This window comes from Microbacterium sp. NPDC087665, assembly GCF_044743285.1.
Lineage (GTDB): Bacteria > Actinomycetota > Actinomycetes > Actinomycetales > Microbacteriaceae > Microbacterium.
Genome location: NZ_JBIUWD010000003.1, coordinates 38,164 through 61,023, shown reverse-complemented (window position 1 = coordinate 61,023; position 22,860 = coordinate 38,164). Strand labels below are relative to the sequence as shown.

Below are 22,860 nucleotides of genomic sequence, written 5' to 3'. Positions count from 1 at the left end.
ACTCAGGACAAACCGGCCGAGAGCGGCCGATTCGGCCGGTTTCGGGGGCCGCGGCATCCGTTCTTCCTGAGTTGGGCCCGCGCCCGGCCGTGCAGAGCACTGCGGGCTACGCTGGCCGCATGACTACTCTGATCCTCACCGTCGCGGGCGCTGATCGCCCCGGCCTGGTCGCCGCTGTCGCCGATGCCGTCGACGCGCACGGAGGCAACTGGGAGAACAGCCGCCTCTCCGAACTCGCCGGCACCTTCGCCGGTGTCATCGAGGTCTCGGTCGCCGCCGACCGGGTCGCCGAGCTGCAGGCCGCGCTGCGCGCGCTCACGGGCCTGCTCACGGTCACGATCCACACCGGATCGGATGCTGCGCCCCGCCCCGACGCGAACTCGATCTCTCTCTCGGTGCTGGGCAACGACCGCGCCGGCATCGTGCACGAGATCTCGGGTGTGCTCAGCGCCCACGCCCTCAGCATCACCGGCATGGCGACCGAGACCCGCGACGCCGCGATGGCCGGAGGACGCCTGTTCGAGTCGACGGTCACGGCGACGGTTCCGGCATCCGCCGATCTCGATGCACTGCGCACCGACCTCGAGAAGCTGGCCGCCGAGATCCAGGTCGACATCACCCTCGCCTAGGGGCCGGCGGCATTCGGGAGGAGATCCGCAGAGGGGAGGACGAATCCCCCGGATCGATCCTCCCGAATGAGGATCTCCTCCCGAACGAGGAAGCACGCCGACTCATCCACACACCGAGCCCCCGCACCGCCCCCGCACACAGAAGAGCCCCCTGCCGCATCACGCGACAGGGGGCTTCGTGCAGAAGACCGCGCCTCAGACCAGACGCGTCTTCGGGCTCACCGAGTACGTGTGCTCGGCGTCGCGGTTGACCGCCCCGCCGAGGGCTTCGTCGATCGCGGTCATCGTGTCGGCGTCGAGCTTCACACCCGAGGCCTTGACAGTCTCGGCGAGCTGCTCGGGACGGGATGCTCCGACCAGCGCCGCGGCGATGTTCGGGTTCTGCAGCACCCACGCGATGGCGAGCTGCGGCATGGAGAGGCCGGCATCGGCGGCGATCGGCTTCAGGCGCTGCACGGCCGTGAGGATGTCGTCTTGCAGGAAGCTCTTGATGAAGTCGGCGCCGCTGTGCGGGTCGGTCGCACGCGAGCCCTCGGGCACCGGCTGGCCGGGGAGGTACTTGCCGCTGAGCACGCCCTGCGCCATCGGCGACCAGACGATCTGCGAGATGCCGAGTTCTTCGGACGCCGGAACGACCTTGCCCTCGATGACGCGCCACAGCATGGAGTACTGGGGCTGGTTCGAGATGAGCTGGATGCCGAGCTGCTTCGCGAGCGCGTGGCCCTCGCGCAGCTGCTCGGCGGTCCACTCCGAGACGCCGATGTAGAGCGCCTTGCCCTGGCGGACGACGTCGGCGAAGGCCTGGAAGGTCTCTTCGAGGGGCGTCTCGTAGTCGAAGCGGTGCGCCTGGTACAGGTCGACGTAGTCGGTGCCGAGTCGCTGCAGCGAGCCGTTGATCGACTCGAGGATGTGCTTGCGGCTCAGGCCGGTGTCGTTCGCGCCCTTTGGGCCGGTCGGAAAATAGACCTTGGTGAAGATCTCGAGGCCCTCACGGCGCTGACCTTCGAGCGCCTTGCCGAGCACGACCTCTGCGGCCGTGTTGGCGTAGGTGTCGGCGGTGTCGAAGGTGGTGATGCCGGCGTCGAGGGCGGCGTGCACGGTTTTGACGGCGGCGTCGTCTCCGACCTGCGAGGCGTGGGTGACCCAGTTGCCGTAGGTGATCTCAGAGACCTTGAGACCGCTGTTGCCGAGGTAGCGATAGTTGACCATGCTTCCACGCTAGCGCCGGTCACGGACACCGGGGGTCGGATTCCGTGACCGGTCTCGGGTCGCCCCGCCTCAGACGGCCGAGAGGCCTTCCCTGCGGTACTCCGTCCAGGCGGCGCCGAGCCGGCGCACCCCCTCGGCGAGCATGTCGTCGGTCGCCGTGTAGGGAATGCGGATGTGGTCGTCAGGGGAGACGGATGCCGCGAACGCAGCGCTCCCCGCGATCGAGACACCATGCGTCGCGGCGACTCGGGCGAAGACGGCGGCCGATCCCGTCGGCAGCGCCGCCCACAGCGAGAGGCCACCGCGAGGCGTGTCGTACGTCCACTCGGGCAGGTGCTCGGCCATCAACCGTTCGAGCAGCCGGAGTCTCTGCTGGTGCACACGGCTGTTCTCGCGACGCAGGTCGTCGGCGCGAGCGATGAGGTCGAGCGCGATGAGCTGCGCGGGAACGCTCGTCGACTGGTCGGCGAGCTGCCGCGCCCCACGAAGGCGGCGCACGAGCACGGGGTCGGCGCGCAACCAGCCAATCCGCAGGCCCGCCCATGCCCACTTCGAGACGGACTCGACCACGATCACCGGAGCATCGGGGCGCTCGGCCGCGAGCGACGGCGGCACGACGCCGTCGAACGAGATGCCCGCGACCACGCGATCCTCGATCACGGGAACCCCGTACTGCGCAGCGAGTTCGGCGACCCGATGACGGGCCGCGGCGGGAAGGCGCGTACCCGTCGGATTCTGGTGGTGCGGGTTCACAGCGATCAGCGCCGGTCGCAGCCGCGCGATCGCCACCTCGAGCGCGTCGACGTCGAGCCCGTCGGGACCCATCGGGATGCCGTGCACCGATCCGCCCCGCAGCCCCACCGAGTCGGTCACGCCCGGCCAGGTGACCTCTTCGGCGAGCACCACGTCGCCCGGCTCGACGAGGGCGTTCACGACCAGGCTGATCGCTTGCTGCGCGCCGTGCGTCACGAGGATCTGCTCGGGCGTCGTGGGCGTGCCCTCCGCCCGGTACATGTCGGCGATCAGCTCGCGCAGCACGGGGAGCCCGGCGGGATCGGTCTCGGGCAGCAGCGCGAGGTCGAGTCGCGGTTGATGGTCGCGGATCAGCTGCATCGCGAGCGCGGGGATCTGCGGAACCGTGCGCAGCAGATCGATCGCGTTGGGAAGCGCTGAGAACAGCGCTTCACCCCGACCCGGCCGTTGACGCGAGGCGACCGGAGCCCCTACTCCGGCGATGCGCGTGCCGCTCCCCTGCCGCCGTTCGACCAGCCCGTTCTCGGCGAGGTCTGCATAGGCCGACACGACAGTGCCCCGCGAGACCATGCTCGCAGCAGCGAGCGCGCGCTCGGCCGGCAGACGGTCGCCCGGGCGCAGCTCACCGTCGGCGATCAGGTCGGCGATCCCCCGCGACAGTCGGGCCGCGAGCGTGCCGTCTCCGTGGGTCCAGCGACCGAGTCGCGCCGAGAGCCCCTCCGACGAGACTTCGCCCGCGCGCACCAACGTCACGGATGCACCACCGGTGATCGGCCCACTGCCCGATCGCTGGTCCACTGGTCGCACATTGGCACTGTCTTCGACGCCCATGAGAACCGAGTCTGGACCAATGGACACGCCATTCGCCACCGAACGCACAACATATGGGCCAATCAGTCCCGATTGGACCATCAACGAGCTCATCGAATGGCTCGCCGACGACGCTCGTCAGCACGAGGCGGCGCTGCAGCATCCGCTCGCCCTCATCGAGGCGGCGGCGACCGGGTCGGTCTGGCGAAGCGCCCCCTCGACCGTGGCGCTCATCCGATCGCTGGTCGAGGCAGCACGCACGTCGCCCGCTCTCGGGGCGACCACAGTCCGCGAGCTCGTCGACATGCGTGCGGCGAGCGCGGGTGCGGCAGGAACGCACCCGCGCACCCGCCACGAACGGATGCCGCAGACTCAGCTCGCCGGAGTCGCCACCTGAGACGCCGGCGCCGTCACGATCGCCGCGCGGTCGCGGAAGCCCTCGGCGGTCACCCGGTCGAGCGCCACCTGCTTGCGGATCGCCGCGGCCTTCTCGTACAGGCTCGGCTCGCCGTAGCTCGTGAGCACCTTCACCAGCACGGGGAGCAGCTCGATCATGAAGAACAGCGCGGCGATGAGGATGTGCGCCCACAGGATCGTCGGCTCCTTCTCGCTGAGCCGGTTCAGCCCGCTGATCTGGCTGAGCAGACCGGTGGCTCCCGCGTTGCCCTGGGCCACGGCATCCGCCCGCGCGTTGTACGCGGCGAGCGCCTGGTCGTAGCTGGTACGGGCCGACGGCAGCTGGTCCTGCGCGAGCTGGCGGTTCTGGGTCTCGGACGTCGAGGTGTTCGCCTTGGCGGCGGTGCCGGCGGCGGCGAGCTCTTCGTTCGCGACGCGCAGCTGCTCGGCGAGGCCGTCGTACGTCTGCTGAGCCTGCGCGAGCTGCGCCTCGGCGGCGTCGGAGCTCGCGCCCTCGCCGTTCACGCCGGTGCAGCCGGGCACGGTTCCGGCGCCCTCACCCGTGAGCTCGCACTGGTAGAGGATGCGCGCCTGATCGATGACGCCCTGCTGCTCGGCGAGCTTGGCGGTGAGGTCGTCGACCGTCGACTGCGCGGCGGATTCGGATGCCGAGGCCGAATCGGTTCCTGCCACGATGCCGGTCGCGGCCTGGTTCTCGAGTTCGGCGACCTTGGCGGTGGCGGCGTCGAGCGCGATCTTCTCGGGACCGGACTCGAGCGCCTCCTGGTCGGACTGCGACTGCGTGATGTTGGTCGCGGCGACCTCGCGGGCGATGTCGTTGTGGAAGATCTGCAGCACGAGCGGTTCGGCGACGACGAAGCCGATGATCGCGGCCATGATCACACGCGGGATCGCGAGGCCGATGAGCCGCCACACGTTCTTGGTCGACGCCATGGTCGAGGTGAGGAACCGGTCGAGGTTGAAGATGATGAGCGCCCATACGAGCGCGAGCGGCACGGCCAACCAGATCGCGGCCTGCACACCGGTGGTCAGCGCGAACAGCATCGAGATCGCCGAGACCAGTGCGGTGCCGGCGAGCACGAAGAACATCTGCACGAAGCGGGGCGTCTCGCCGGGCACGCGGTCGAGGATCTCGCCCTCCGCGCCGCCGAGGATGGCGAGCTGCCGCAGGCGCGAGCCGGGCGTGCGCGGGGCGCGGGGCCGGCGGGGCTTGCGCACGCGCGGCTCGCGCGGCGGCTTCACGGGCGGTGCGGCGTCGGCGGAGGCATCCGGCTCCGAGACCGGTTCGGCAGTCGTGTCGGGCACCGCGGGGCGCGTGCTCGTGACGCCGATGAACGGCTCGGACTCGGATCCTGTGGGCTCGTACTCGCGCAGGAAGTCGAGGTCATCGGTGGTGGCGTTCGGGTCGCCGTCCACGATGATCCGACCCTGCGAGTCGAAGCGACCCGGTCGGTGGGCGGAATAGGGCATCCGAGAATGCTACGAAACCCCGCCTGTGCATCGAGTGGAAGAGTCCTTTGACGGCTTCCCAGGTTCGGATCGCCCGAGCGGATGCTCAGACCGAGGCGAGCAGCCGGTCGAGCGATGCGACGTACGCGGCGAGGGCGTCGTCGAGGGGGAAGTGCCCGGCGGCGGCGAGGGTGCCGAGTCCGTGGATCAGTCCCCACAGCGCCACGACATCGGTCGGTCGGTCGAGGCCGGCCGAAGCGGCAGCCGCGGCGAGCGCCCCCTCGAGGCCGTCGATGAGCGGTGCCATGGTGGCCGTGGGCGATCCGGGAACGCAGACCGTGGGGTCGTAGACGGCGTCGAAGGCGTGCGGATGCTCGACCGCGAAGCGCACGTAGGCGGAGCCGCCCTCGATGAGCGCGGCCCGCGGGGTGTCGGCATCCGCCACGGCAGCGCTCACCTGCGCGAGGAGGTCGGCCATGCTGCGTTCGGCGATCGCCTTGAGCAGGCCGAGGCGGTCGGAGAAGTGATGATAGGGCGCGTTGTGGCTGACGTTGGCCGCGCGGGCGACCTCGCGCAGGCTGATGTCGGCGGCCGGCATCCGCTCGAGCAGCTGCATCGCGGCGTCTTCCAGGGCGCGCGGGAGGTCGCCGTGGTGATACCCCGTCTTGGAACTTGACATGAGCAACATTCTCTCTTATCTTGACAGTGCCCACCTAATGGACAGTGTCAAGATAGGAACAGCCATGACCGCTCTCGTGATCGACGGCCACCCGCACGCCGAATCCCTCACCGCCGCCCTCGCCCAGCGATACGCCGCAGGCCACGGCGACACCCGGGTGCTCGCCCTGCGCGACCTCGAGTTCGATCCCCACATGCGGTTCGGTTACCGCAAGCGCATGACCCTGGAGCCCGACCTGGTCGATGCGAAGCAGGCCCTCGCCGAGGCGCAGACGATCATCGTCGCGACGCCGCTGTGGTGGGGCTCGGTGCCGGCGCTGCTCAAGGGATTCTTCGACCGCGCCCTGCTGCCGCAGCAGGAGTACCGCTACTCGAAGCAGGGCCTCCCGGTCGGGTTGCTCCCCGCCCGGCAGGGGCGCCTGCTGCTCCTCGCCGACACCCCCTGGTACGCGGCACCGTTCACCGGACTCCCGGCGCAGCGTCAGGTCGTGCGCAACACGATGAAGTTCTGCGGCGTCCGCTCGGTGCGCACGCACCGCATGCTCGGCGTCAAGAACGCCGATGACGCGCAGATCACCCGCTGGCTCGACCGCGCCGAGAGCCTGGGCGCCTCAGACGGGCGTCGTGACGGCGCAGACCGCTCGGCCGCGAGCGCTCAGACCATCGCCGCGGACGCGGCCTCGTCTTCGGTCGTGGCGACGAGCTGACCGCAGGCGCCGTCGATCTCCTTGCCGCGGGTGTCGCGGAGGGTCGTCGGAATGCCGGCGTCGTTGAGGCGACGCACGAACTCGTCGGTCACGTCCTTGTCGGACGAGGTCCAGATCGAGCCGGGCGTCGGGTTCAGCGGAATCGGGTTCACGTGCACCCAGCCGCGACCGCGCTGGTTGAGCTTCTCGGCGAGAAGATCGGCGCGCCAGGCGTGGTCGTTCATGTCCTTGATCAGTGCGTACTCGATCGAGACGCGGCGACCGGTCTTCTCGTAGTAGTTGTAGGCGGCGTCGAGAGCCTCGTCGACCTTCCAGCGGGAGTTCACCGGGATGAGCTCGTCGCGCAGGTGGTCGTCGGGCGCGTGCAGCGACAGTGCGAAGGTCACCGGGATGCCCTCATCGGCGAGCTTCTTGATCGCGGGCACCAGGCCCACGGTCGAGACGGTGATGCCGCGGGCGCTCATGCCGAGACCCTCGGGCTGCGGGGCGACCATCGAGCGCACGGCATCCATGACCCGCTTGTAGTTGGCGAGCGGCTCTCCCATGCCCATGAAGACGATGTTCGAGACGCGCTCCATGCTGTGATCGTCGGCCTTCTTGCCGCCGAGGCCACCCTCGGCGATGAGGCGGTTGGCGCGCACGATCTGCTCGATGATCTCGGCGGTCGACATGTTGCGGGTCAGTCCCGCCTGCCCGGTGGCGCAGAACGGGCAGTTCATGCCGCAGCCGGCCTGGCTCGACACGCACAGCGTGATGCGTCCGGGGTAGCGCATGAGCACCGACTCGACGAGCGCGCCGTCGTGCAGACGCCACAGGAACTTGATCGTGTCGCCACGGTCGGTCTCGAGGCGGCGCACCTCGGTGAGCAGCGGCGGCAGCATGCCCGCGACGAGCTGCTCCCTGGTGTCGGCCGGGAGATCGGTCATCTGCTCGGGGTCGGACGTGTAGTGACGGAAGTAGTGCGTCGACAGCTGCTTGGCACGGAAGCCGGGCATACCCAGCTCCTTCACCTTCGCGACGCGCTCGTCGGGTGTCAGGTCGGCGAGGTGCACGGGCGGCTTGCCGCGCTTGGGGCTCGCGAACTGCAGCAGCGGGCGCCCCTCGGCATCCTTCTGCTGGGTCCAACCCTCGGTCGCCGGGCGCACCTGTGCGGCGCCCGTGGCGCGGACCTTGCCCTGCGCCGGCTTCCCCTGCGGGGCGGACGCGGATGCTGCGGGGCGCGTCTCGCGCGTGCGGGGAGTCTCGGTCATACCTTCCAGGGTACCGGGGAGCGGATGGGAAGGGCCTGGGGCGAGGCGGAGCCGCTCCCTAGACTGAGCCCATGGACATCATCGGAGTCGCCTGGATCGTCGGAATCGTCGTCGCTGCGATCGTCGTGGTGATGATCCTGACCGCGGCATTCCGCGGGATGCGCCCGAAGGCTCCCGAGGCGCAGGTGTACACGCCGAGCGTCGCGGTGTCGCGCACGACGCCCACCTCGGCATCGCCGACGACGGCGACCGGCCTCACCCCGCAGCTGACCGCCGAGATCGACCGCCTGGTCGGCGCGGGCCAGAAGATCCACGCCATCAAGCTGCTGCGGGAGCACACGGGCCTCAGCCTCAAGGGCGCCAAGGACCGCATCGACCACTGGTCCGTGAGCACCACCGCCCCGCACCTGGCCGCCGTCTCGAACGCCTCGGCAGCCACGTCGTCGATCACCCCGGCGACCGCGACCCCGGCCTCGATCCGCGCCACGCTGCCGGTGAACGTCGCCGTGGAGATCGATCGCCTCGTCGCATCGAACCAGCCGATCGTCGCGATCAAGCTGCTGCGCCAGCACACCGGATTCGGGCTCAAGGAGACGAAAGACCTCATCGACGCCTGGCGCTGAACACGACCCGGCTTGTAATGACAAGTTGCGGTCAGGGAGAATGGAACCACCCCCACCGCTAGGAGCATGATGTCCGACCGTCTCACCCGCGCCCGCGCCACCGGAGTGCTCGCCGTTCTCCGCGCCTCCTCCCCCGAGCTCGCCCTCGAGGCATCCGAGGCCATCATCCGCGGTGGTGTGACCGGTATCGAGGTCACGTTCTCGACCCCCGACGCTCCCGCCGTCATCCGCGAACTGATCGCCCGCCACGGCGACGCCGCCTACATCGGCGCCGGCACCGTCACCACCCCCGAGCAGGCGACGCTCGCCGCCGACGCGGGCGCCGAGTTCCTCGTGAGCCCTGGCACCCTCCCCGACCTCACCCGCGCGATGCTCGACACCGACCGCGTCGTCATGACCGGAGCCATGACCCCGACCGAGGTCATGGGTGCGCTCGCGCTCGGCGTCGACGTCGTGAAGATCTTCCCCGCCTCGCTCGGCGGCCCCGCGTACCTCGGCGCGCTGCGCGGCCCGTTCCCCGACGCTCCCCTCATGCCCACCGGGGGCGTCAGCCCCGACAACCTCGCCGCCTGGTTCGCCGCCGGTGCGGTCGCGGTCGGCGCCGGCGGAGACCTCGCCAACGGCGCCTCGCTCAAGGCGCAGGACTGGGCCGACATCGAGCAGCGCTCCGCACGCTTCGCCGCAGCCCTCGCCGCTGTTCGCGGCTGACCCCCGGTGATCGCGCTCGAGCCGTGGGCGTGGGTGGCGCTCGGGCTGGCCGCGATCACGATCGGCATCTCGAAGACGGCGCTTCCGGGTGGCAGCATCCTCGCCATCGCCCTGTTCGCGACCGTGCTGCCGGCGCGCACCTCGACCGCCGCGATGCTGCTCCTGCTCATCGTCGGCGACGTGTTCGCGCTGATCGCCTACCGTCGGCACGCGCACTGGCCGACGCTGCTGCGTCTCGCACCCGCCGTCATCGCTGGCCTGCTCGCGGGCTTCGCGTTCCTCGCCCTCACGGGTGATGGGGTGGTGCGCCGGGCGATCGGTGTGATCCTGCTCGTCATGATCGCGGTGACGCTGTGGCGGCGGGCACGGCAGAACAGGGCGCGACGGAGCGGGACGGATGCCGCGGCTCCCCCGCCCGGCGGCATCCTGCTCGCGGGAACCTACGGCACGCTCGGCGGGTTCACGACGATGGTCGCGAACGCCGGCGGCCCCGTGATGTCGATGTACTTCCTCGCGACGCGCACCCCGGTGCAGGTGTTCCTCGGAACATCCGCCTGGTTCTTCGCGATCATCAACCTCGTCAAGATCCCGTTCCTCGCCGGACTCGGACTCTTCGAGGGCCCCGTGCTGCTCATGGATGCCGCTCTCGCGCCGCTCGTCGTCGTCGGCGCACTCGTCGGCCTCGCCGTCGCGAAGCGCCTCGATCAGCGCCTGTTCGACCGCATCGTGATCGCGCTCACCGTGGTCGGCGCGGTGTATCTGCTGTTCTGAGGCGCCCTATCACCGACCCCGCCTCAGTCGAGGAAGATGTCGGGGAACAGCGCGCTGTCTGGCGTCCCGGCGATCGCGGCGTAGCCCGAGAAGTCGGTGACGCCCGCGGCCTCGAGCACGTCCTCGACGATGAGCGTCTGCCCCGTGTACGAGCTCGCGGGCTGCAGCAGCACCTGGTACGCGGCATCCGCATAGATGTCGGGCGTGCGGCTCGCCGCCATGACCTTGTCTCCGCCGAGCAGGTTCTGCACCGCCGCCGTCGCGATCGTCGTGCGCGGCCAGAGGGTGTTGGCGGCGATGCCGTCGCGCGCGAATTCGGCCGCCAGCCCCAGCGTCGCCATCGTCATGCCGAACTTCGCCAGCGTGTAGCCCGTGTGCGCCCCGAGCCACTTCGGCGTCGGGTTGAGGGGCGGCGACAGCGACAGGATGTGCGGGTTCTCGGCATCCTTGAGGATCGGCACGGCCGCCCGCGACAGCATGAACGTGCCGCGCACGTTGACGTCCTGCATGAGGTCGTACTTCTTCGCTCCGAGTTCGAGCGAGCGCGACAGGTCGATGACACTGGCGTTGTTGATGACGATGTCGATGCCGCCGAACTCGCCCTGCGTCTTCAGCACGGCCTCGGTGATGTCGTCGTCTTCGCGCACGTCGCCGACGATCGGGAGCGCCTGCCCGCCGGCCGCACGGATCTGCTCGGCCGCCGTGTGGATCGTGCCCTCGAGCTTCGGATGCGGGGTATCGGTCTTCGCGAGCATGGCGATGTTCGCGCCGTCGGCGGCCGCACGCAAGGCGATCGCGAGCCCGATGCCGCGGCTCCCGCCCGACATCAGAATGGTCTTTCCTGCGAGTGTGCTCATGTCTCTCCTTCGTAAGCGATGCGTCTGAAAGACGACCTCGGTCGCGCTTTCGGTCGCGGGCGGGTTACTTCGGCGCCATGCGGATCGCGCCGTCGAGACGGATCGTCTCGCCGTTGAGGTAGTCGTTCTCGACGATCTGCTGCACGAGCGAGGCGTACTCGTCGGGGCGGCCGAGGCGCGAGGGGTGCGGCACCTGCTGACCGAGCGAGTCCTGCGCGGCCTGCGGCAGACCCATGAGCATCGGGGTCTCCATGATGCCGGGGGCGATGGTGACGACGCGGATGCCGTAGCGGGCGAGCTCCCTCGCGACCGGAAGGGTCATCGCGTGCACGCCGCCCTTCGATGCGGAGTAGGCGGGCTGGCCGATCTGCCCGTCGAACGCGGCGACGCTGGCGGTGTTGACGATGACGCCGCGGTCGGCACCGTCGCCGATGACATCGTTCTTCGCGATGACGGCGGATGCCTGCGACAGCACGTTGAACGTGCCGACGAGGTTGATGCGCACGATGCGCTCGAAGTCGGCGAGTACCGCCGGGTTGCCGTCGCGGTCGAGCACCTTGGCGGGCGGGGCGATGCCGGCGCAGTTCACGACCACGCGCAGCGGGGCGGCGGCCTGAGCCTGGGCGACGGCATCCTGCACCTCGTCGACGCTGGTGACGTCGGCCGGCACGAAGAGGCCGCCGAGTTCGGCCGCGATGTCGGCACCCGCCGAGGTCGGAAGATCGATGATCGTGACGTAAGCGCCAGCGGCGGTGAGCCGTCTGGCGGTCGCGAGTCCGAGGCCCGAGGCGCCGCCCGTGATGAGGGCTCCCTGTCCGCTGATCTGCATCTCTGTTCTCCTTCGAACGTCGTTGTGCGACTGAGTTCCAGCCTACGTGGTTCTTGGTTTCACCACGATCCCCGCGGGCCGGCTGTGTCGTGAGCGAGCCTACGGGGTCGGGGTTCATAACTCCTCAGATCCTCATCACCGACCGCGCCCGCCCCGCGGAAGGGCGCGAGGCCACGCGCGGAGCGCACGCGATTCTGAGGAGTTGTGAACCGCCACGCGCCGCGCCGCGAGATGATGAACGGGTGAGCATCCCCACAGCGGACATCGAGGTTCCCGCGCACGTGCGAGCCCTGGCACGCGGCGCCGCCATCGCGCCCGTCTGGCTGAACGGCATCGGCGGACTCACCTTCCGCACCGACGACGCGCGGTACATCAAGTGGGGGCCGCTCGACCCCGAGGCGTCGATGCGCGACGAAGCCGAACGGATGCGCTGGGCCCACACGTTCACCACGGTGCCGCAGGTGCTCGAGCAGGGGCAGGATGCCGCGCACGAATGGCTCGTCACGCGAGCGGTCGATGGGCGCAGCGCCGTCGACCCGCACTGGTCCGACGATCCGGCCACGGCGGTGCGCGCCGTCGGTGAGGGGCTGCGCGCCCTGCACGACACGCTGCCGGTCGCCGAGTGCCCGTGGGACTGGAGTGTCGAGACACGCCTGGCGAACGCCACCGAGCGCGGAGTCGAGATCCCCGATGATCTGCGCACCGCACCCGAGATCGACCTCCTCGTGGTGTGCCACGGCGACCCCTGCATGCCCAACACCCTGCTCACCGACGACGGCCGGTGGGCGGCGCACGTCGACCTCGCCGCCCTGGGCGTCGCCGACCGCTGGGCCGACATCGCCGTCGCCGCGATGAGCACCGAATGGAACTACGGACCCGGATGGTCGGATGCTCTCATCGAGGCGTACGGCCTCGAACCCGACCGCGAACGGCTGGAGTACTACCGGCGCGTGTGGAACGAGACCTGAGCGAGCACTCCCCCGGTCAGCTCCAGACGAAGCGGAAGGTGCCGACGACGACCGCGGCGGCGAGCGCCGCTGCCATGATGGCGACGCCGCCGAGCAGCGCCACCGCGTCGCGCGGGTGCAGTCTCGACGGCCGCGACCAGGTGCGGGGGATGCCCGATCCGAAGCCGCGCGCTTCCATCGCCGCGGCGAGCTTGGTGCCGCGGCGCACGGCGAAGACCAGCAGCACGAACGCCATCGAGAAGAATCGCCGCAGCACTCCCCGGTCGCCGACTCCGCGTGCCCGCCGCGCCAGACCCATCGTGCGCCAGTCGTCGAGGAAGAGTCCGAGCATCCGCGTGCCGGCCAGGATGCCGAGCACGAACCGGCTCGGCAGCTTCGCGACCTGCGAGAGGGCGTCGGCCAGCTGCGTCGGATCCGTGCCGCCGAACAGGAGGATGGTGGGCAGCCCGAGGGCGATGACGCGGAGACTCACCGCGATCGCCAGCCCGATCGAGTCCTCGCTGATCGTCGCGAACCCGAACGACCAGTAGATCCGCCCGGCGGGTTCCGCGTAGAGCAGCATGCTGAGCCCGGCGATCGGCGCGAAGATCGCGAGGGGCAGCAGGCGCAGCAGCACGGTGCGCGCTCGCAGCCCCGTGAGCGGGATGCACAGCAGCTGCAGACCGATCGCGACCAGCGCGCTCGTGACGTCGATCGACGCGAACAAAGGGATCGAGAGCAGCAGCGCGAGCAGCAGCTTCGTCACCGGGTTGACGCCGTCGAGCCACACCCGACGTTCGACCTCGGTGGCCGTCATGACGCCTCCCCCAGAACGATGCGGTGCCCGCCGAGGTGATGGCTCACCGCGTCATCATGGGTCACCGCGACGACTGCGCGTCCGCGCGCGATCTCCTCCTGCAGCAGCGCGACGAGCGAGATCCAGCCGCGGCGATCCTGGCCGAAGGTCGGCTCATCGAGCACGATCACCTCCGGCGACCCGGCGAGCACCGTGGCGACGGAGAGCCGACGCTTCTGCCCGCCCGACAGGGTGAAGGGGTTCGCGAGCGCCAGCGGAGCGAGACCCAACCGTTCCAGGAGCCCGTCGACCACGGCATCCGTACGCGCACGATCCCAGCCCAGGGCGCGCGGCCCGACCGACAGCTCGTCGCGCAGGGTCTGCGTGAGGAACTGATGCTCCGACTCCTGGAACACCATGCCGATGCGGGTGAGGAGCTCGCGGGAGGTCCAGCGGATCGGACGCACGCCCCGGCGGCCCGCCAGTCGCTCCGCCGTCCGCACCTCGCCGGAATGCTCGGGGATGAGTCCGGCGAGCGTCAACGCGAGGGTGGACTTGCCTGCGCCGTTGGGACCGGTGATGACGGTGGCGTTCGCCTGCGGTACGTGCAGGTCGAGCCCCGACTGCACCGGCCGGCCGGGCTCGCGCGCGATCGACAGCGCGGTGGCGGACAGCGCATCCGGAGCCTCGACCCTACCGAGCACCGGCAGATCGATACCCCGGTCCGGCACCCACACCCCGGCATCGGCCAGCGTCTCGCCGTGCGCCGCGAAGACCTGTGCGGGCGGGCCGTCGGCGAGCAGCCCCCCGTCGGCCGCCACCACGATCACCCGCGTCATCAGGTCGACCCAGATCGGGGTGCGATGCTCGACGACGATCAGGGTCGCCTGGGTCGCGTCGACCGCACGCTCGACGCTCGCACGCACCTCACGCACGCCGACCGGATCGAGGTTGGCCGTGGGTTCGTCGAGCAGCAGCAGCCCGGGGCGCATGGCGAGCACTCCCGCAAGTACGAGACGCTGCTTCTGCCCACCCGAGAGCGCCTTCGTCGGGCGCTGCAGCGGAACCGCGAGACCGACGGCTTCGAGCGCTTCCGAAACCCGCGCAGGGATCTCGGATGCCGGAACGCCGAGGTTCTCGCACCCGAAGGCGACATCGTCGCCCACCTTCGACAGCACGATCCCGGCATCCGGATCCTGCAGAACGAGACCGATGCGACCGCGCTGCGACTCGGGCGTGGCGCCGTCGATGCGCAGCTCGCCGGCGCGCTCGCCCTCATCGTCGTCGCCGAGCACACCCGCGAGGCCGGCCAGCAGGGTCGACTTCCCGGCACCGGATGCGCCCAGCAGCAGAACGCGCTCGCCCGGCTCGATCGTGAAGGTGAGATCCGACACCGCGGCTCGCTTGCGCCCGGCGTAGCGCCATCCCCAGCCCGAGGCCTGCACCCGGGCCGGGGCGGCGACAGTCATCGTCAGACCTCGCGCACGTGCTCTCGCCCGGCGGCGAAGCGGCTGAGCGCCCCCGTGACCGCCAGCGCGCGCACGAGCAGCCAGCCGAGCACACCCGCGAGGATGGCGCCCGAGACCACGACGCTGACGAGGTAGATCGTGTTGAACTCGAACGACTTGAGGATGTTCGGCGAGCTGCCGTAGAACAGCTCGAACACCCAGGCGGCCGCTCCCGCACCGATGCCCGCGAGCGCGGCGACCGCGAGGCCGAAGCGGCGGTAGAAGAACAGCGCGAAGATGATCTCGGCGCCCAGACCCTGCACCAGCCCCGAAAGGATCGTCGAGATACCCCACACGTTGCCGATGAGCATCGACACGATCGCCGCCACCAGTTCGACGACGAGGGCGGCACCGGGCTTGCGGATGACGAGGCCTCCGACCACGCCGCCGAGCAGCCAGATTCCGACGGCGATGCCGCCGAGCCCCGGGGTGAGCGCATCGGCGGCACCGAACCAGGCGTAGCCGATGGTGTTCCATCCCCAGAAGACGAGACCGATCGCGACGCCGAGCACGGCGGCCACGACGATGTCGACGACGCGCCAGCGCCAGATCTGGCGGGCGGGCTGCCCCGAATTCGCGGATGCCTTCGCGGCGCTGCTCTTCGCGGCGTTCTTCGCGGCGGATGCGGACGTGGACGTACTCATCTGAACTCCTCCCTGCGCTGGCATGACCCAGATCAGGTTCGACGGTCGAAGCGCGATTCGCTCCCTCTCAGCCCGGCTCGCCGGACTCCCGTGGTTGTGGTCCCCAGCATACCGAGTGCCGACACCGGCGGCAGCGCAGACCGCAGAACCACGCAACCGGCCGCGGATTCGGTACCGTAAGCGAGTGACCGCTCCTGATCCCGCCGAGGCCACCGCCACCGCCGAGCCGCAGATCGGCGTGCGCGCAGACGGCGATCCGCCGGAAGCGGCGGTCGAGACGCCCCCGGCGGAGACCGCCGTCTTCAGCGACGACCCCGGCGAACTGTTGCAGCTCGACGATGCCGATGCCTCCGCCGAGTGGGCCGATGATGGCCGCCAGGCGACAGCGCTCACCTGGGTCGATCCGGCCGCCGTCGCCGCCGGATCCACCGCCCGCGGCTTCGACGAGCCGCTCGACGCCTCCGGGATCGGAATTCTGCGAGGAGCGCGTCTGCGCCCCGCGATCGCCAGCCCGCGCGTGCTCGTACCCATCGGTGTGCTCGTGGCCCTCGCCGCGTCATACGCCGGAACCACGCTGCTGTGGCCGCTGCACGAGGTCGCCCCCACCGCAGCTCCTGTCGAGTTCTCCGTCACCGCCGCCCCGGTCGCGTCGGTCGTCTGGCCGGCGCAGGGCAGCGCCGCCGTCGGCGTGGGGGGCATCGGCCTGACGGCTTCGTCACCCGATGCCGCGAGCATCGCGAGCATCACGAAGGTCGTCAGCGCCCTCATGGTGCTGGATCGGATGCCGTTGGCCCCGGGCGAACAGGGTCCGGCGTTCTCGTTCACGCGCGCCGACAGCCAGAATTACTGGAGCTATCGCCGCTCGGATCAGTCCGCACTCGACGTGCCGGTCGGCGGCACCCTCACCGAGTACCAGATGCTGCAGGGCACACTGCTCGGATCGGCGAACAACTACATCGACCGCCTGGCCTCCGAGATCTGGGGATCCGACCGCGAGTTCGCGGCGGCCGCGGCGATCTGGCTGCGCGACCGCGGCCTCAGCGACATCACGGTGGTCACTCCGTCGGGCTTCAGCGAAGCGAACACCGCGACCCCCGAGGCGCTTCTGCGTCTGGGAGAGATGGCGATGAAGAACCCGGTCTTCGCCGAGATCGTCGGCACCGCATCCGTCGAGCTGCCGGGTGCGGGCACGGTCGTCAACACCAACGGGATGCTCGCCGACCCCGGCGTGGTGGGCATCAAGACGGGCACGCTCGTCGGATGGAACCTGCTGACCGCGAAGGACATCACCGTCGACGACACCACGGTGAAGCTGTACGCCGCGGTGCTCAACCAGGGCGATGACGAGCAGCGCCTCGCGGCGACGCGGTCGCTGTTCGCCGAGGTCGAGGCCGCCCTCGCCGCGCAGGACGCGGCCGTGCCGGAGGGCACCGTGGTCGGCCAGGTGCAGACGGTGTGGGGCGAGGAGATCGACATCGTGACGGATGCCGACACCGATGTGCTGCTGTGGAACGGTGCGACCGCGACATCGACTCCCGAGTTCACCCTGGGCGATGCGCGCGACGAAGGCACCACGGTCGGCACGTTGAGCACGACCGGCCCTCTCAACGCGGCGACGACCGAGCTGACCCTGGCCTCCGACATCGAGGGCCCGAGCTTCTGGTGGCGCCTCACGCACCCGTTCGAGCTGTTCGGCATCGACGCGGACTAGCAGCCGCCTCCCCGGCCGGCGTTCCCGTCGCACTCCCGTCCGGCGCTCCCGTCGCACTATCTGTCGTTCTGACGCGCCCGGACCGACAGTTTTTACGACGGGAATGCCTCTCGGTGCCGAGGTGGAGAGGGCGGGTCGGGTGTCATCAGAACGGCCCCATCCCGGTGAGGGATGGGGCCGTTCTGCTGTGAGTCGCTCGGAGGCGAGTGCTCGGAGGCGAGTGCTCAGGCTCGCGAGCTGTCGCCGCCTCGGTCACCGTCACCGTCACCGTCACCGTCACCGTCACGGCCACCGCGATGGTCACCGTCTGACGTGAACGCCTCGATGACCGCCTCGGCGGCTGCCGCTTCGGCACCGGGCAGCTGCGCTCCGATCGACGCACCAGCGCGCGCTGCGGCCGCGACCTTCTCGGCCTCGACCTCTGCCGCGACCTCGGCTGCAGCGTCTGCGTCGCCGGTGACCACGACCGGCGTCGACCCGGTGAGGGCGTCTTCCGCGTCGATGTCTGAGGCCGCCTGCTCGAACTGCGACTGGTAGAGCCGCCAGTAGGCGCCCTGCGCGGCGATGAGCTCGTCGTGCGTGCCCTTCTCGACGATGTCGCCGTGCTCCATCACGAGGATGAGGTCGGCGTCGCGGATCGTCGAGAGCCGGTGCGCGATCACGAATGACGTGCGTCCTTCGCGGAGCGCCGCCATCGCGTGCTGCAGCAGCAGCTCGGTGCGAGTGTCGACCGCCGACGTTGCCTCATCGAGGATGAGGATCGACGGCTGGGCGACGAAAGCCCGGGCGATGGTGATGAGCTGACGCTCGCCCGCCGAGACGTTGGAGGCGTCTTCGTCGAGAACGGTGTCGTAGCCCTCGGGCAGCGCGTGCACGAAGCGGTCGACGTAGGTCGCCTTCGCAGCCTCGAGAACTTCGTCGTCGGTCGCGGTGGAGCGACCGTATCGGATGTTCTCGCGGATGCTGCCGTTGAACAGCCACGGGTCCTGCAGCACCATGCCGGTGCGCGAGCGCAGGTCGTCGCGCGTGATCTGCGCGATGTCCTGGCCGTCGAGCATGATGCGCCCGCCGTCGAGCTCGTAGAACCGCATGATCAGGTTGACCAGCGTCGTCTTTCCGGCACCCGTCGGACCGACGATCGCGACCGTCTGCCCCGGCTCGACCTGGAACGAGAGGTCGGTGATGAGCGGGCGATCCGGCGTGTAGGAGAACGCGACGTTCTCGAACTCGACGACACCCCGCCCACCGGTGATGGTCGGAGCATCGTCTGCATCCGGCTCTTGCTCGTCGGTGTCGAGCAGCTCGAACACCCGCTCGGCCGATGCCGTGCCGGACTGCACGACGGCGGCCATGCCACCCAGCTCGGACAGCGGCTGCGTGAACTGCTGCGAGTACTGGATGAAGGCCTGAACGTCGCCGAGGCGCAGCTGCCCGTTCGCGACCATGAGGCCACCGAGCACGGCGATGCCGACGTAGGTGAGGCTGCCGATGAACGTCATCGCCGGCATGATGATGCCGGAGAGGAACTGCGCCTTGAAGCTCGCCTGGTAGAGCTCTTCGTTCTCGTCCTTGAACTTGTCGAGGGCGTCTTGCTCACGACCGAACACCTTGACCAGCGCGTGGCCGGAGAAGGCCTCTTCGACGCGGGCATTGAGTCGACCGACCTTGCGCCACTGGGTGCCGAATGCCTTCTGCGACCGCGGTCCGATGATGCCGAAGATCACGCCCATGAGCGGGAGTGCCACGAGAGCGACGAGCGCCAGCTGCCACGAGATCGAGAACATGAGCACCAGCACGCCGACGACGGTGAGCACCGAAGTGATCGCCCCCGAGAGGGACTGCTGCATGGTCTGCGTGATGTTGTCGATGTCGTTCGTGACGCGCGAGATCAGGTCTCCGCGCTGCACCTTGTCGAAGTACGACAGCGGGAGGCGGTTGATCTTGGCCTCGACCTGCTCACGCAGGCGCCACATGGTTCGCACCATGATGACGTTGATCACGTAGCCCTGGATCCAGCTGAGGAACGCGGCGACGACGTAGATCGCGAGCACCGCGGCGATGATCCAGCGCAGCGCGTCGAAGTCGACGCCGTCACCGACCGTGAAGTCGCCCATGGCGGCGACCTGGTTCGCGAAGTCGGTCTGGCCCGCTGCGCGAAGGGCCTCGAGCACATCGCTCTTCGGCGTACCGACGGGGAAGCCGGGGAAGTCGCCGTTCGGCTGCGAGAGCTGTACGGAGGTGAACCCCTTGTAGATGAGGTTCGTCGCCTCGGCGAGCACCTTGGGTGCGGCGACCGTGAGCACGACACCGATCGCGCCGAGGATCGACACGATGATGAACCATACGGCGGAGGGCTTGAGCAGCCCGATCATGCGCGCGAAACTCACGCCGAAGTTGTCGGCTTTGCCCGGCGCGACGCTGTCCCAGCCGCCACCGTCCTGGCGCGCCTTCTCGGCGAGCTCGGCCTCGTACTTCTCTTCGTCGGTGAGTTCCGGCTCGACGGTGGTGGTGGCCGTGGCGGCAGCTACGCGGCCGCGACGGGTCCTGGACTCGTTCTGCTCGCTCATGCGTCGACCCCCAGCTGCGACTCGACGATCTCCCGATAGGTGGTGCTCGTCTCGAGGAGTTCTTCGTGCGTGCCGACACCCACCATGGTGCCCCCTTCGAGGACGACGATGCGATCGGCATCGGTGATCGAGGACACGCGCTGCGCGACGACGATCTTGGTGACGTGCGGCAGCTCGCGCCACAGCGCTTGCCTCAGCCGGGCGTCGGTCGTGAGGTCGAGGGCCGAGAAGGAGTCGTCGAACACCAGAACCTGCGGCTGCCGCACGATCGCGCGGGCGATCGCAAGGCGCTGACGCTGGCCTCCCGAGACGTTCGTGCCGCCCTGGGTGATGCGTGATTCGAGACCGTCCGGCATCTCCTCGACGAAGTCACGGCCCTGGGCGATCTCGAGCGCCGCCCAGAGTTCTTCGTCGGTGGCGTCTTCGCGCCCGTAGCGCAGGTTGGACGCCACGGTTCCGGTGAACAGGAACGGACGCTGCGGAACGAGGCCGATCGTCTTCCAGAGCGACTCGACATCTGCGGTGCGAACATCTGCTCCGCCGACGAAGACGGCTCCACCTGAGGCATCGAAGAGACGAGGAATGAGCGACACGAGTGTCGTCTTGCCCGCACCGGTCGATCCGACGATCGCGACGGTCTCACCCGGCTCAGCGGCGAAGCTGATGCCCGTGAGCACCGGCGAGTCGGCGCCGGGGTAGGAGAACTCCACGTCATCAAAGGCGACAGCGCCGGGCGCGGGGAAATCGGTGACGCCGTCGACGGGACGCTCCATGGTCGAGACGGTGTCGAGCACCTCGCCGATGCGCTCCGCCGACACGGCGGCGCGCGGGATCATGATCGCCATGAAGCTGGCCATGATGACGCCGCCCATGATCTGACCGATGTACTGCATGAAGGCGAAGATCGTGCCGACCTGCACCGTGCCGGTGTTGATCTCGATGCCGCCGAACCAGATCACGGAGACGACGGTGACGTTGAGGATCAGCATGAAGAGCGGGAACAGCAGCACGAAGAGCGACCCGATCTTGCGGCCGACGATCATGATGTCGGTGTTCGCCTCGCGGAAGCGCTCTTCTTCGATGGTCTCGCGCACGAATGCGCGCACCACGCGCACACCCGTCAGCTGCTCGCGCATGATGCGGTTCACGGCATCGAGCTTGCGCTGGTTGGTGCGGAAGAGCGGGACCATGCGGCTGACGATGATTCCGGCGAGGATCAGCAGCACCGGAACGGAGACCGCGATGATCCAGCTGAGCCCGAAGTTGGTGCGCACGGCGAAGATGATGCCGCCGATCGCGAGCAGCGGAGCCGTGACCAGCATGGTCGCGCCCATCATCGCCAGCATCTGCACCTGCTGCACGTCGTTGGTGTTGCGGGTGATGAGAGACCCGGCGCCGAACTGCGACACCTCGCGCTCGGAGAAGCCGCTGACCTTGCTGAAGACGTCTGCCCGGATGTCGCGCCCGGCGCCCATCGACGCGCGCGCGGCGAAGTAGGTCGCGATGATCGAGGCGATGATCTGCCCGAGCGAGACGGCGAGCATGAACATGCCGGTGCGCCAGATGAAGGCGGTGTCGGACGTGGCCACGCCCTCGTTGATGATGTCGGCGTTGAGCGACGGGAGGTAGAGGGTGGCCGCGACACTGGCGAGCTGGAAGACCAGCACAGCCAGAAGGAGCCACTTATATCGGGACAGATAGCGGAGGAGGATTTTACCCAGCACAGGCGGACTTTCTGAGAGATGAAGCTGTGGACTCATGTGTGGGGGAAGATGCCGACTCGAAATCGGCCACAACAAAGAGTGCCACGAAGCTCAGACATTCGTACTGTCGGGTTTACCACCTTCGCTCACAGCGAACCAGACCCGTCTCGCGCTGCCCGCGGAGCGGACCTCAGAACAGCGGCACGGCGGGCACGTACTCGCGCGCTCCGGCCCCGGCATCCGCGTCGAGCTCGGCGAGCGTCGCCGGCTGCCAGTGGGGGTTGCGATCCTTGTCGACCAGCTGCGCACGGATGCCCTCGACGAGGTCGGGGTGCTCGGTCACGAACCAGAGCACCCGGCGGTACTCGCCCTCCAGCGCCGCGCGCAGCCCCGCCGACGCCCGCGCCTCGCGCACCGCGTCGAGGGTGACCGTGAGGCCGGTGGGAGCCAGTCCTTCGAGCAGGTCGGCCGTGGCCGCGGCATCCGGAATCCCCTGCGCCTGCAGCCGCTCGATGATGCCGACGACCGTGTCGGCCGCGAACGCCTCGTCGACCCAGACGCGGTCTGCGGGCAGCTCCGACGGGTCCGGCGTCTCGTCGAACAGCAGCACGATCTCGCTCGGACCGGTCGGATCCGCGCGGTAGGCGAGCGCCTCGCGCAGCGCGTCGAGGCGCTCGGAGGGCACGAAGTGGTCGGCGAAGCCGAGGTAGATCGCGTCCGCACCGCTCATCGCATCGCCGGTGAGTCCGAAGTACTCGCCGAAGCGTCCGGGGGCGCGGCCCAGCAACCAGGTGCCGCCGACGTCGGGCGTGAATCCGATGCGGGTCTCGGGCATGGCCAGCTTCGAGCGCTCGGTGACGATGCGGATGGCCGCGTGGCCGGCGAGCCCGATGCCTCCGCCCATCGTGATGCCGTCGGCGAGCGCGACGACCGTCTTCGGGTACTCGGCGATCAACGCGTTGAGCGCATACTCCGCGCGGAAGAACTCGGCCGTGCGCTCGGGCTCGCCCGCCACGATCTGCGCATGCAGCGCCCGCACGTCGCCGCCGGCGCAGAAGCCCCGATCCCCGGTGCCGTCGAGCAGCACGATCTGCACGTCGGTGTCTGTCTTCCAGGCTTCGAGGGCGGCCGTGAGCTGCTCGATCATGCCCAGGTCGAGGGCGTTGATGGCTTCGGGCCGATTGAGGGTGAGCCTTCCGAGGGCTCCTTCGGTGCGGACGAGGACACGGTCATCGGAGGAGGAATCGGTCACGGATGTCAGGCTACTCCGATCCGTTCCGGCCCCCGGTATCCA

General features: G+C 69.4%; 21 protein-coding genes and 1 riboswitch. Of the genes, 8 read left to right on the top strand and 13 right to left on the bottom strand.

Features of this window, described 5'->3' with window-relative positions; genetic code table 11:
- Window positions 1-119: 119 nt before the first annotated feature.
- Window positions 120-629: a glycine cleavage system protein R gene (locus ACIOSY_RS07005; protein ID WP_400851167.1), complete on the top strand. Its 510-nt coding sequence runs from the start codon at window positions 120-122 to the stop codon at window positions 627-629.
- Window positions 630-824: 195 nt separating this feature from the next.
- Here the strand turns inward: ACIOSY_RS07005 and ACIOSY_RS07000 are convergent, their stop codons facing one another.
- Both ACIOSY_RS07000 and ACIOSY_RS06995 read right to left on the bottom strand, forming a co-directional pair.
- Window positions 825-1,838: an aldo/keto reductase family protein gene (locus tag ACIOSY_RS07000; protein WP_400851164.1), complete on the bottom strand. Its 1,014-nt coding sequence runs from the start codon at window positions 1,836-1,838 to the stop codon at window positions 825-827.
- A 69-nt stretch (window positions 1,839-1,907) separates the two neighbouring features.
- Complete coding sequence (locus ACIOSY_RS06995; protein ID WP_400851161.1) at window positions 1,908-3,344, bottom strand: PLP-dependent aminotransferase family protein; 1,437 nt, start codon at window positions 3,342-3,344, stop codon at window positions 1,908-1,910.
- A 97-nt stretch (window positions 3,345-3,441) separates the two neighbouring features.
- Between ACIOSY_RS06995 and ACIOSY_RS06990 the strand changes: the two genes are divergently transcribed.
- Entirely contained in the window at window positions 3,442-3,798 is a 357-nt protein-coding gene (locus ACIOSY_RS06990) for a hypothetical protein (protein WP_400851158.1), read from the top strand.
- Here ACIOSY_RS06990 and ACIOSY_RS06985 read toward each other — a convergent pair.
- Together ACIOSY_RS06985 and ACIOSY_RS06980 are read right to left on the bottom strand one after the other, a co-directional pair.
- Window positions 3,774-5,288 (bottom strand): DUF4407 domain-containing protein, encoded by a 1,515-nt coding sequence (locus tag ACIOSY_RS06985; RefSeq protein WP_400851155.1) that lies wholly within the window; start codon window positions 5,286-5,288, stop codon window positions 3,774-3,776. The two genes, ACIOSY_RS06990 and ACIOSY_RS06985, sit on opposite strands and share 25 nt — an antisense overlap.
- A gap of 85 nt (window positions 5,289-5,373) precedes the next feature.
- Window positions 5,374-5,946: a TetR/AcrR family transcriptional regulator gene (locus ACIOSY_RS06980; RefSeq protein ID WP_400851152.1), complete on the bottom strand. Its 573-nt coding sequence runs from the start codon at window positions 5,944-5,946 to the stop codon at window positions 5,374-5,376.
- Between the two features lie 64 nt (window positions 5,947-6,010).
- On the opposite strand from ACIOSY_RS06980, the gene ACIOSY_RS06975 reads away from it, so the two are divergent.
- Window positions 6,011-6,652 (top strand): NAD(P)H-dependent oxidoreductase, encoded by a 642-nt coding sequence (locus ACIOSY_RS06975; protein ID WP_400851149.1) that lies wholly within the window; start codon window positions 6,011-6,013, stop codon window positions 6,650-6,652.
- Here the strand turns inward: ACIOSY_RS06975 and rlmN are convergent.
- Window positions 6,601-7,902 (bottom strand): 23S rRNA (adenine(2503)-C(2))-methyltransferase RlmN, encoded by a 1,302-nt coding sequence (gene rlmN / locus ACIOSY_RS06970; RefSeq protein ID WP_400851146.1) that lies wholly within the window; start codon window positions 7,900-7,902, stop codon window positions 6,601-6,603. The two genes, ACIOSY_RS06975 and rlmN, sit on opposite strands and share 52 nt — an antisense overlap.
- Window positions 7,903-7,973: 71 nt before the next feature.
- Here rlmN and ACIOSY_RS06965 point away from each other — a divergent pair, with 71 nt between their 5' ends.
- From ACIOSY_RS06965 to ACIOSY_RS06955, 3 genes are all read left to right on the top strand, one after another.
- Window positions 7,974-8,525: a hypothetical protein gene (locus ACIOSY_RS06965; RefSeq protein ID WP_400851143.1), complete on the top strand. Its 552-nt coding sequence runs from the start codon at window positions 7,974-7,976 to the stop codon at window positions 8,523-8,525.
- Between the two features lie 69 nt (window positions 8,526-8,594).
- The gene (locus ACIOSY_RS06960; protein WP_400851140.1) at window positions 8,595-9,233 is read left to right on the top strand and encodes a bifunctional 4-hydroxy-2-oxoglutarate aldolase/2-dehydro-3-deoxy-phosphogluconate aldolase; all 639 of its coding nucleotides are present in this window, start codon (window positions 8,595-8,597) and stop codon (window positions 9,231-9,233) included.
- Between the two features lie 6 nt (window positions 9,234-9,239).
- Window positions 9,240-10,004: a sulfite exporter TauE/SafE family protein gene (locus tag ACIOSY_RS06955; RefSeq protein ID WP_400851137.1), complete on the top strand. Its 765-nt coding sequence runs from the start codon at window positions 9,240-9,242 to the stop codon at window positions 10,002-10,004.
- A gap of 23 nt (window positions 10,005-10,027) precedes the next feature.
- Here the strand turns inward: ACIOSY_RS06955 and ACIOSY_RS06950 are convergent, their stop codons facing one another.
- Both ACIOSY_RS06950 and ACIOSY_RS06945 read right to left on the bottom strand, forming a co-directional pair.
- Window positions 10,028-10,861, bottom strand: a complete 834-nt coding sequence (locus ACIOSY_RS06950; RefSeq protein ID WP_400851134.1) for an SDR family oxidoreductase — start codon at window positions 10,859-10,861, stop codon at window positions 10,028-10,030.
- Window positions 10,862-10,925: 64 nt separating this feature from the next.
- Window positions 10,926-11,690, bottom strand: a complete 765-nt coding sequence (locus tag ACIOSY_RS06945) for an SDR family NAD(P)-dependent oxidoreductase (protein ID WP_400851131.1) — start codon at window positions 11,688-11,690, stop codon at window positions 10,926-10,928.
- A 242-nt stretch (window positions 11,691-11,932) separates the two neighbouring features.
- Here ACIOSY_RS06945 and ACIOSY_RS06940 point away from each other — a divergent pair, with 242 nt between their 5' ends.
- Window positions 11,933-12,658: a phosphotransferase gene (locus tag ACIOSY_RS06940; protein ID WP_400851128.1), complete on the top strand. Its 726-nt coding sequence runs from the start codon at window positions 11,933-11,935 to the stop codon at window positions 12,656-12,658.
- 16 nt (window positions 12,659-12,674) lie between these two features.
- Here ACIOSY_RS06940 and ACIOSY_RS06935 read toward each other — a convergent pair whose 3' ends face one another.
- From ACIOSY_RS06935 to ACIOSY_RS06925, 3 genes are all read right to left on the bottom strand, one after another.
- Window positions 12,675-13,454 (bottom strand): energy-coupling factor transporter transmembrane component T family protein, encoded by a 780-nt coding sequence (locus ACIOSY_RS06935; RefSeq protein ID WP_400851125.1) that lies wholly within the window; start codon window positions 13,452-13,454, stop codon window positions 12,675-12,677.
- Entirely contained in the window at window positions 13,451-14,902 is a 1,452-nt protein-coding gene (locus tag ACIOSY_RS06930) for an ABC transporter ATP-binding protein (RefSeq protein ID WP_400851122.1), read from the bottom strand. The genes ACIOSY_RS06935 and ACIOSY_RS06930 overlap by 4 nt, the downstream gene beginning before the upstream one ends.
- A gap of 2 nt (window positions 14,903-14,904) precedes the next feature.
- Window positions 14,905-15,585, bottom strand: a complete 681-nt coding sequence (locus ACIOSY_RS06925) for an ECF transporter S component (protein ID WP_400851119.1) — start codon at window positions 15,583-15,585, stop codon at window positions 14,905-14,907.
- A riboswitch (TPP riboswitch) is annotated at window positions 15,576-15,687 on the bottom strand. (Overlaps the previous gene by 10 nt.)
- An 82-nt stretch (window positions 15,688-15,769) precedes the next feature.
- Between ACIOSY_RS06925 and ACIOSY_RS06920 the strand changes: the two genes are divergently transcribed.
- On the top strand, window positions 15,770-17,296 hold the full coding sequence (locus tag ACIOSY_RS06920) for a D-alanyl-D-alanine carboxypeptidase family protein (protein WP_400851117.1): 1,527 nt from the start codon (window positions 15,770-15,772) through the stop codon (window positions 17,294-17,296).
- A gap of 224 nt (window positions 17,297-17,520) precedes the next feature.
- On the opposite strand, the gene ACIOSY_RS06915 is transcribed toward ACIOSY_RS06920, so the two are convergent.
- The 3 genes from ACIOSY_RS06915 to ACIOSY_RS06905 form a co-directional block, all read right to left on the bottom strand.
- A complete protein-coding gene (locus ACIOSY_RS06915) occupies window positions 17,521-19,863 on the bottom strand; it encodes an ABC transporter ATP-binding protein (protein ID WP_400851114.1) in 2,343 nt (780 codons plus the stop codon).
- Window positions 19,860-21,587: an ABC transporter ATP-binding protein gene (locus tag ACIOSY_RS06910; protein WP_400851111.1), complete on the bottom strand. Its 1,728-nt coding sequence runs from the start codon at window positions 21,585-21,587 to the stop codon at window positions 19,860-19,862. Before ACIOSY_RS06910 ends, ACIOSY_RS06915 begins: the two co-directional genes overlap by 4 nt.
- Before the next feature lie 169 nt (window positions 21,588-21,756).
- Complete coding sequence (locus ACIOSY_RS06905) at window positions 21,757-22,818, bottom strand: enoyl-CoA hydratase/isomerase family protein (protein ID WP_400851108.1); 1,062 nt, start codon at window positions 22,816-22,818, stop codon at window positions 21,757-21,759.
- Window positions 22,819-22,860: the final 42 nt, after the last annotated feature.

Bases quoted from the DNA above. Each gene is read 5' to 3' on its own strand.
- ACIOSY_RS07005 (WP_400851167.1), top strand. From the start codon at position 120: ATGACTACTCTGATCCTCACCGTCGCGGGCGCTGATCGCCCCGGCCTG.
- ACIOSY_RS07000 (WP_400851164.1), bottom strand. From the start codon at position 1,838: ATGGTCAACTATCGCTACCTCGGCAACAGCGGTCTCAAGGTCTCTGAG.
- ACIOSY_RS06990 (WP_400851158.1), top strand. From the start codon at position 3,442: ATGGACACGCCATTCGCCACCGAACGCACAACATATGGGCCAATCAGT.
- ACIOSY_RS06985 (WP_400851155.1), bottom strand. From the start codon at position 5,288: ATGCCCTATTCCGCCCACCGACCGGGTCGCTTCGACTCGCAGGGTCGG.
- ACIOSY_RS06980 (WP_400851152.1), bottom strand. From the start codon at position 5,946: ATGTCAAGTTCCAAGACGGGGTATCACCACGGCGACCTCCCGCGCGCC.
- ACIOSY_RS06975 (WP_400851149.1), top strand. From the start codon at position 6,011: ATGACCGCTCTCGTGATCGACGGCCACCCGCACGCCGAATCCCTCACC.
- rlmN (WP_400851146.1), bottom strand. From the start codon at position 7,902: ATGACCGAGACTCCCCGCACGCGCGAGACGCGCCCCGCAGCATCCGCG.
- ACIOSY_RS06965 (WP_400851143.1), top strand. From the start codon at position 7,974: ATGGACATCATCGGAGTCGCCTGGATCGTCGGAATCGTCGTCGCTGCG.
- ACIOSY_RS06960 (WP_400851140.1), top strand. From the start codon at position 8,595: ATGTCCGACCGTCTCACCCGCGCCCGCGCCACCGGAGTGCTCGCCGTT.
- ACIOSY_RS06950 (WP_400851134.1), bottom strand. From the start codon at position 10,861: ATGAGCACACTCGCAGGAAAGACCATTCTGATGTCGGGCGGGAGCCGC.
- ACIOSY_RS06945 (WP_400851131.1), bottom strand. From the start codon at position 11,690: ATGCAGATCAGCGGACAGGGAGCCCTCATCACGGGCGGCGCCTCGGGC.
- ACIOSY_RS06935 (WP_400851125.1), bottom strand. From the start codon at position 13,454: ATGACGGCCACCGAGGTCGAACGTCGGGTGTGGCTCGACGGCGTCAAC.
- ACIOSY_RS06930 (WP_400851122.1), bottom strand. From the start codon at position 14,902: ATGACTGTCGCCGCCCCGGCCCGGGTGCAGGCCTCGGGCTGGGGATGG.
- ACIOSY_RS06925 (WP_400851119.1), bottom strand. From the start codon at position 15,585: ATGAGTACGTCCACGTCCGCATCCGCCGCGAAGAACGCCGCGAAGAGC.
- ACIOSY_RS06915 (WP_400851114.1), bottom strand. From the start codon at position 19,863: ATGAGCGAGCAGAACGAGTCCAGGACCCGTCGCGGCCGCGTAGCTGCC.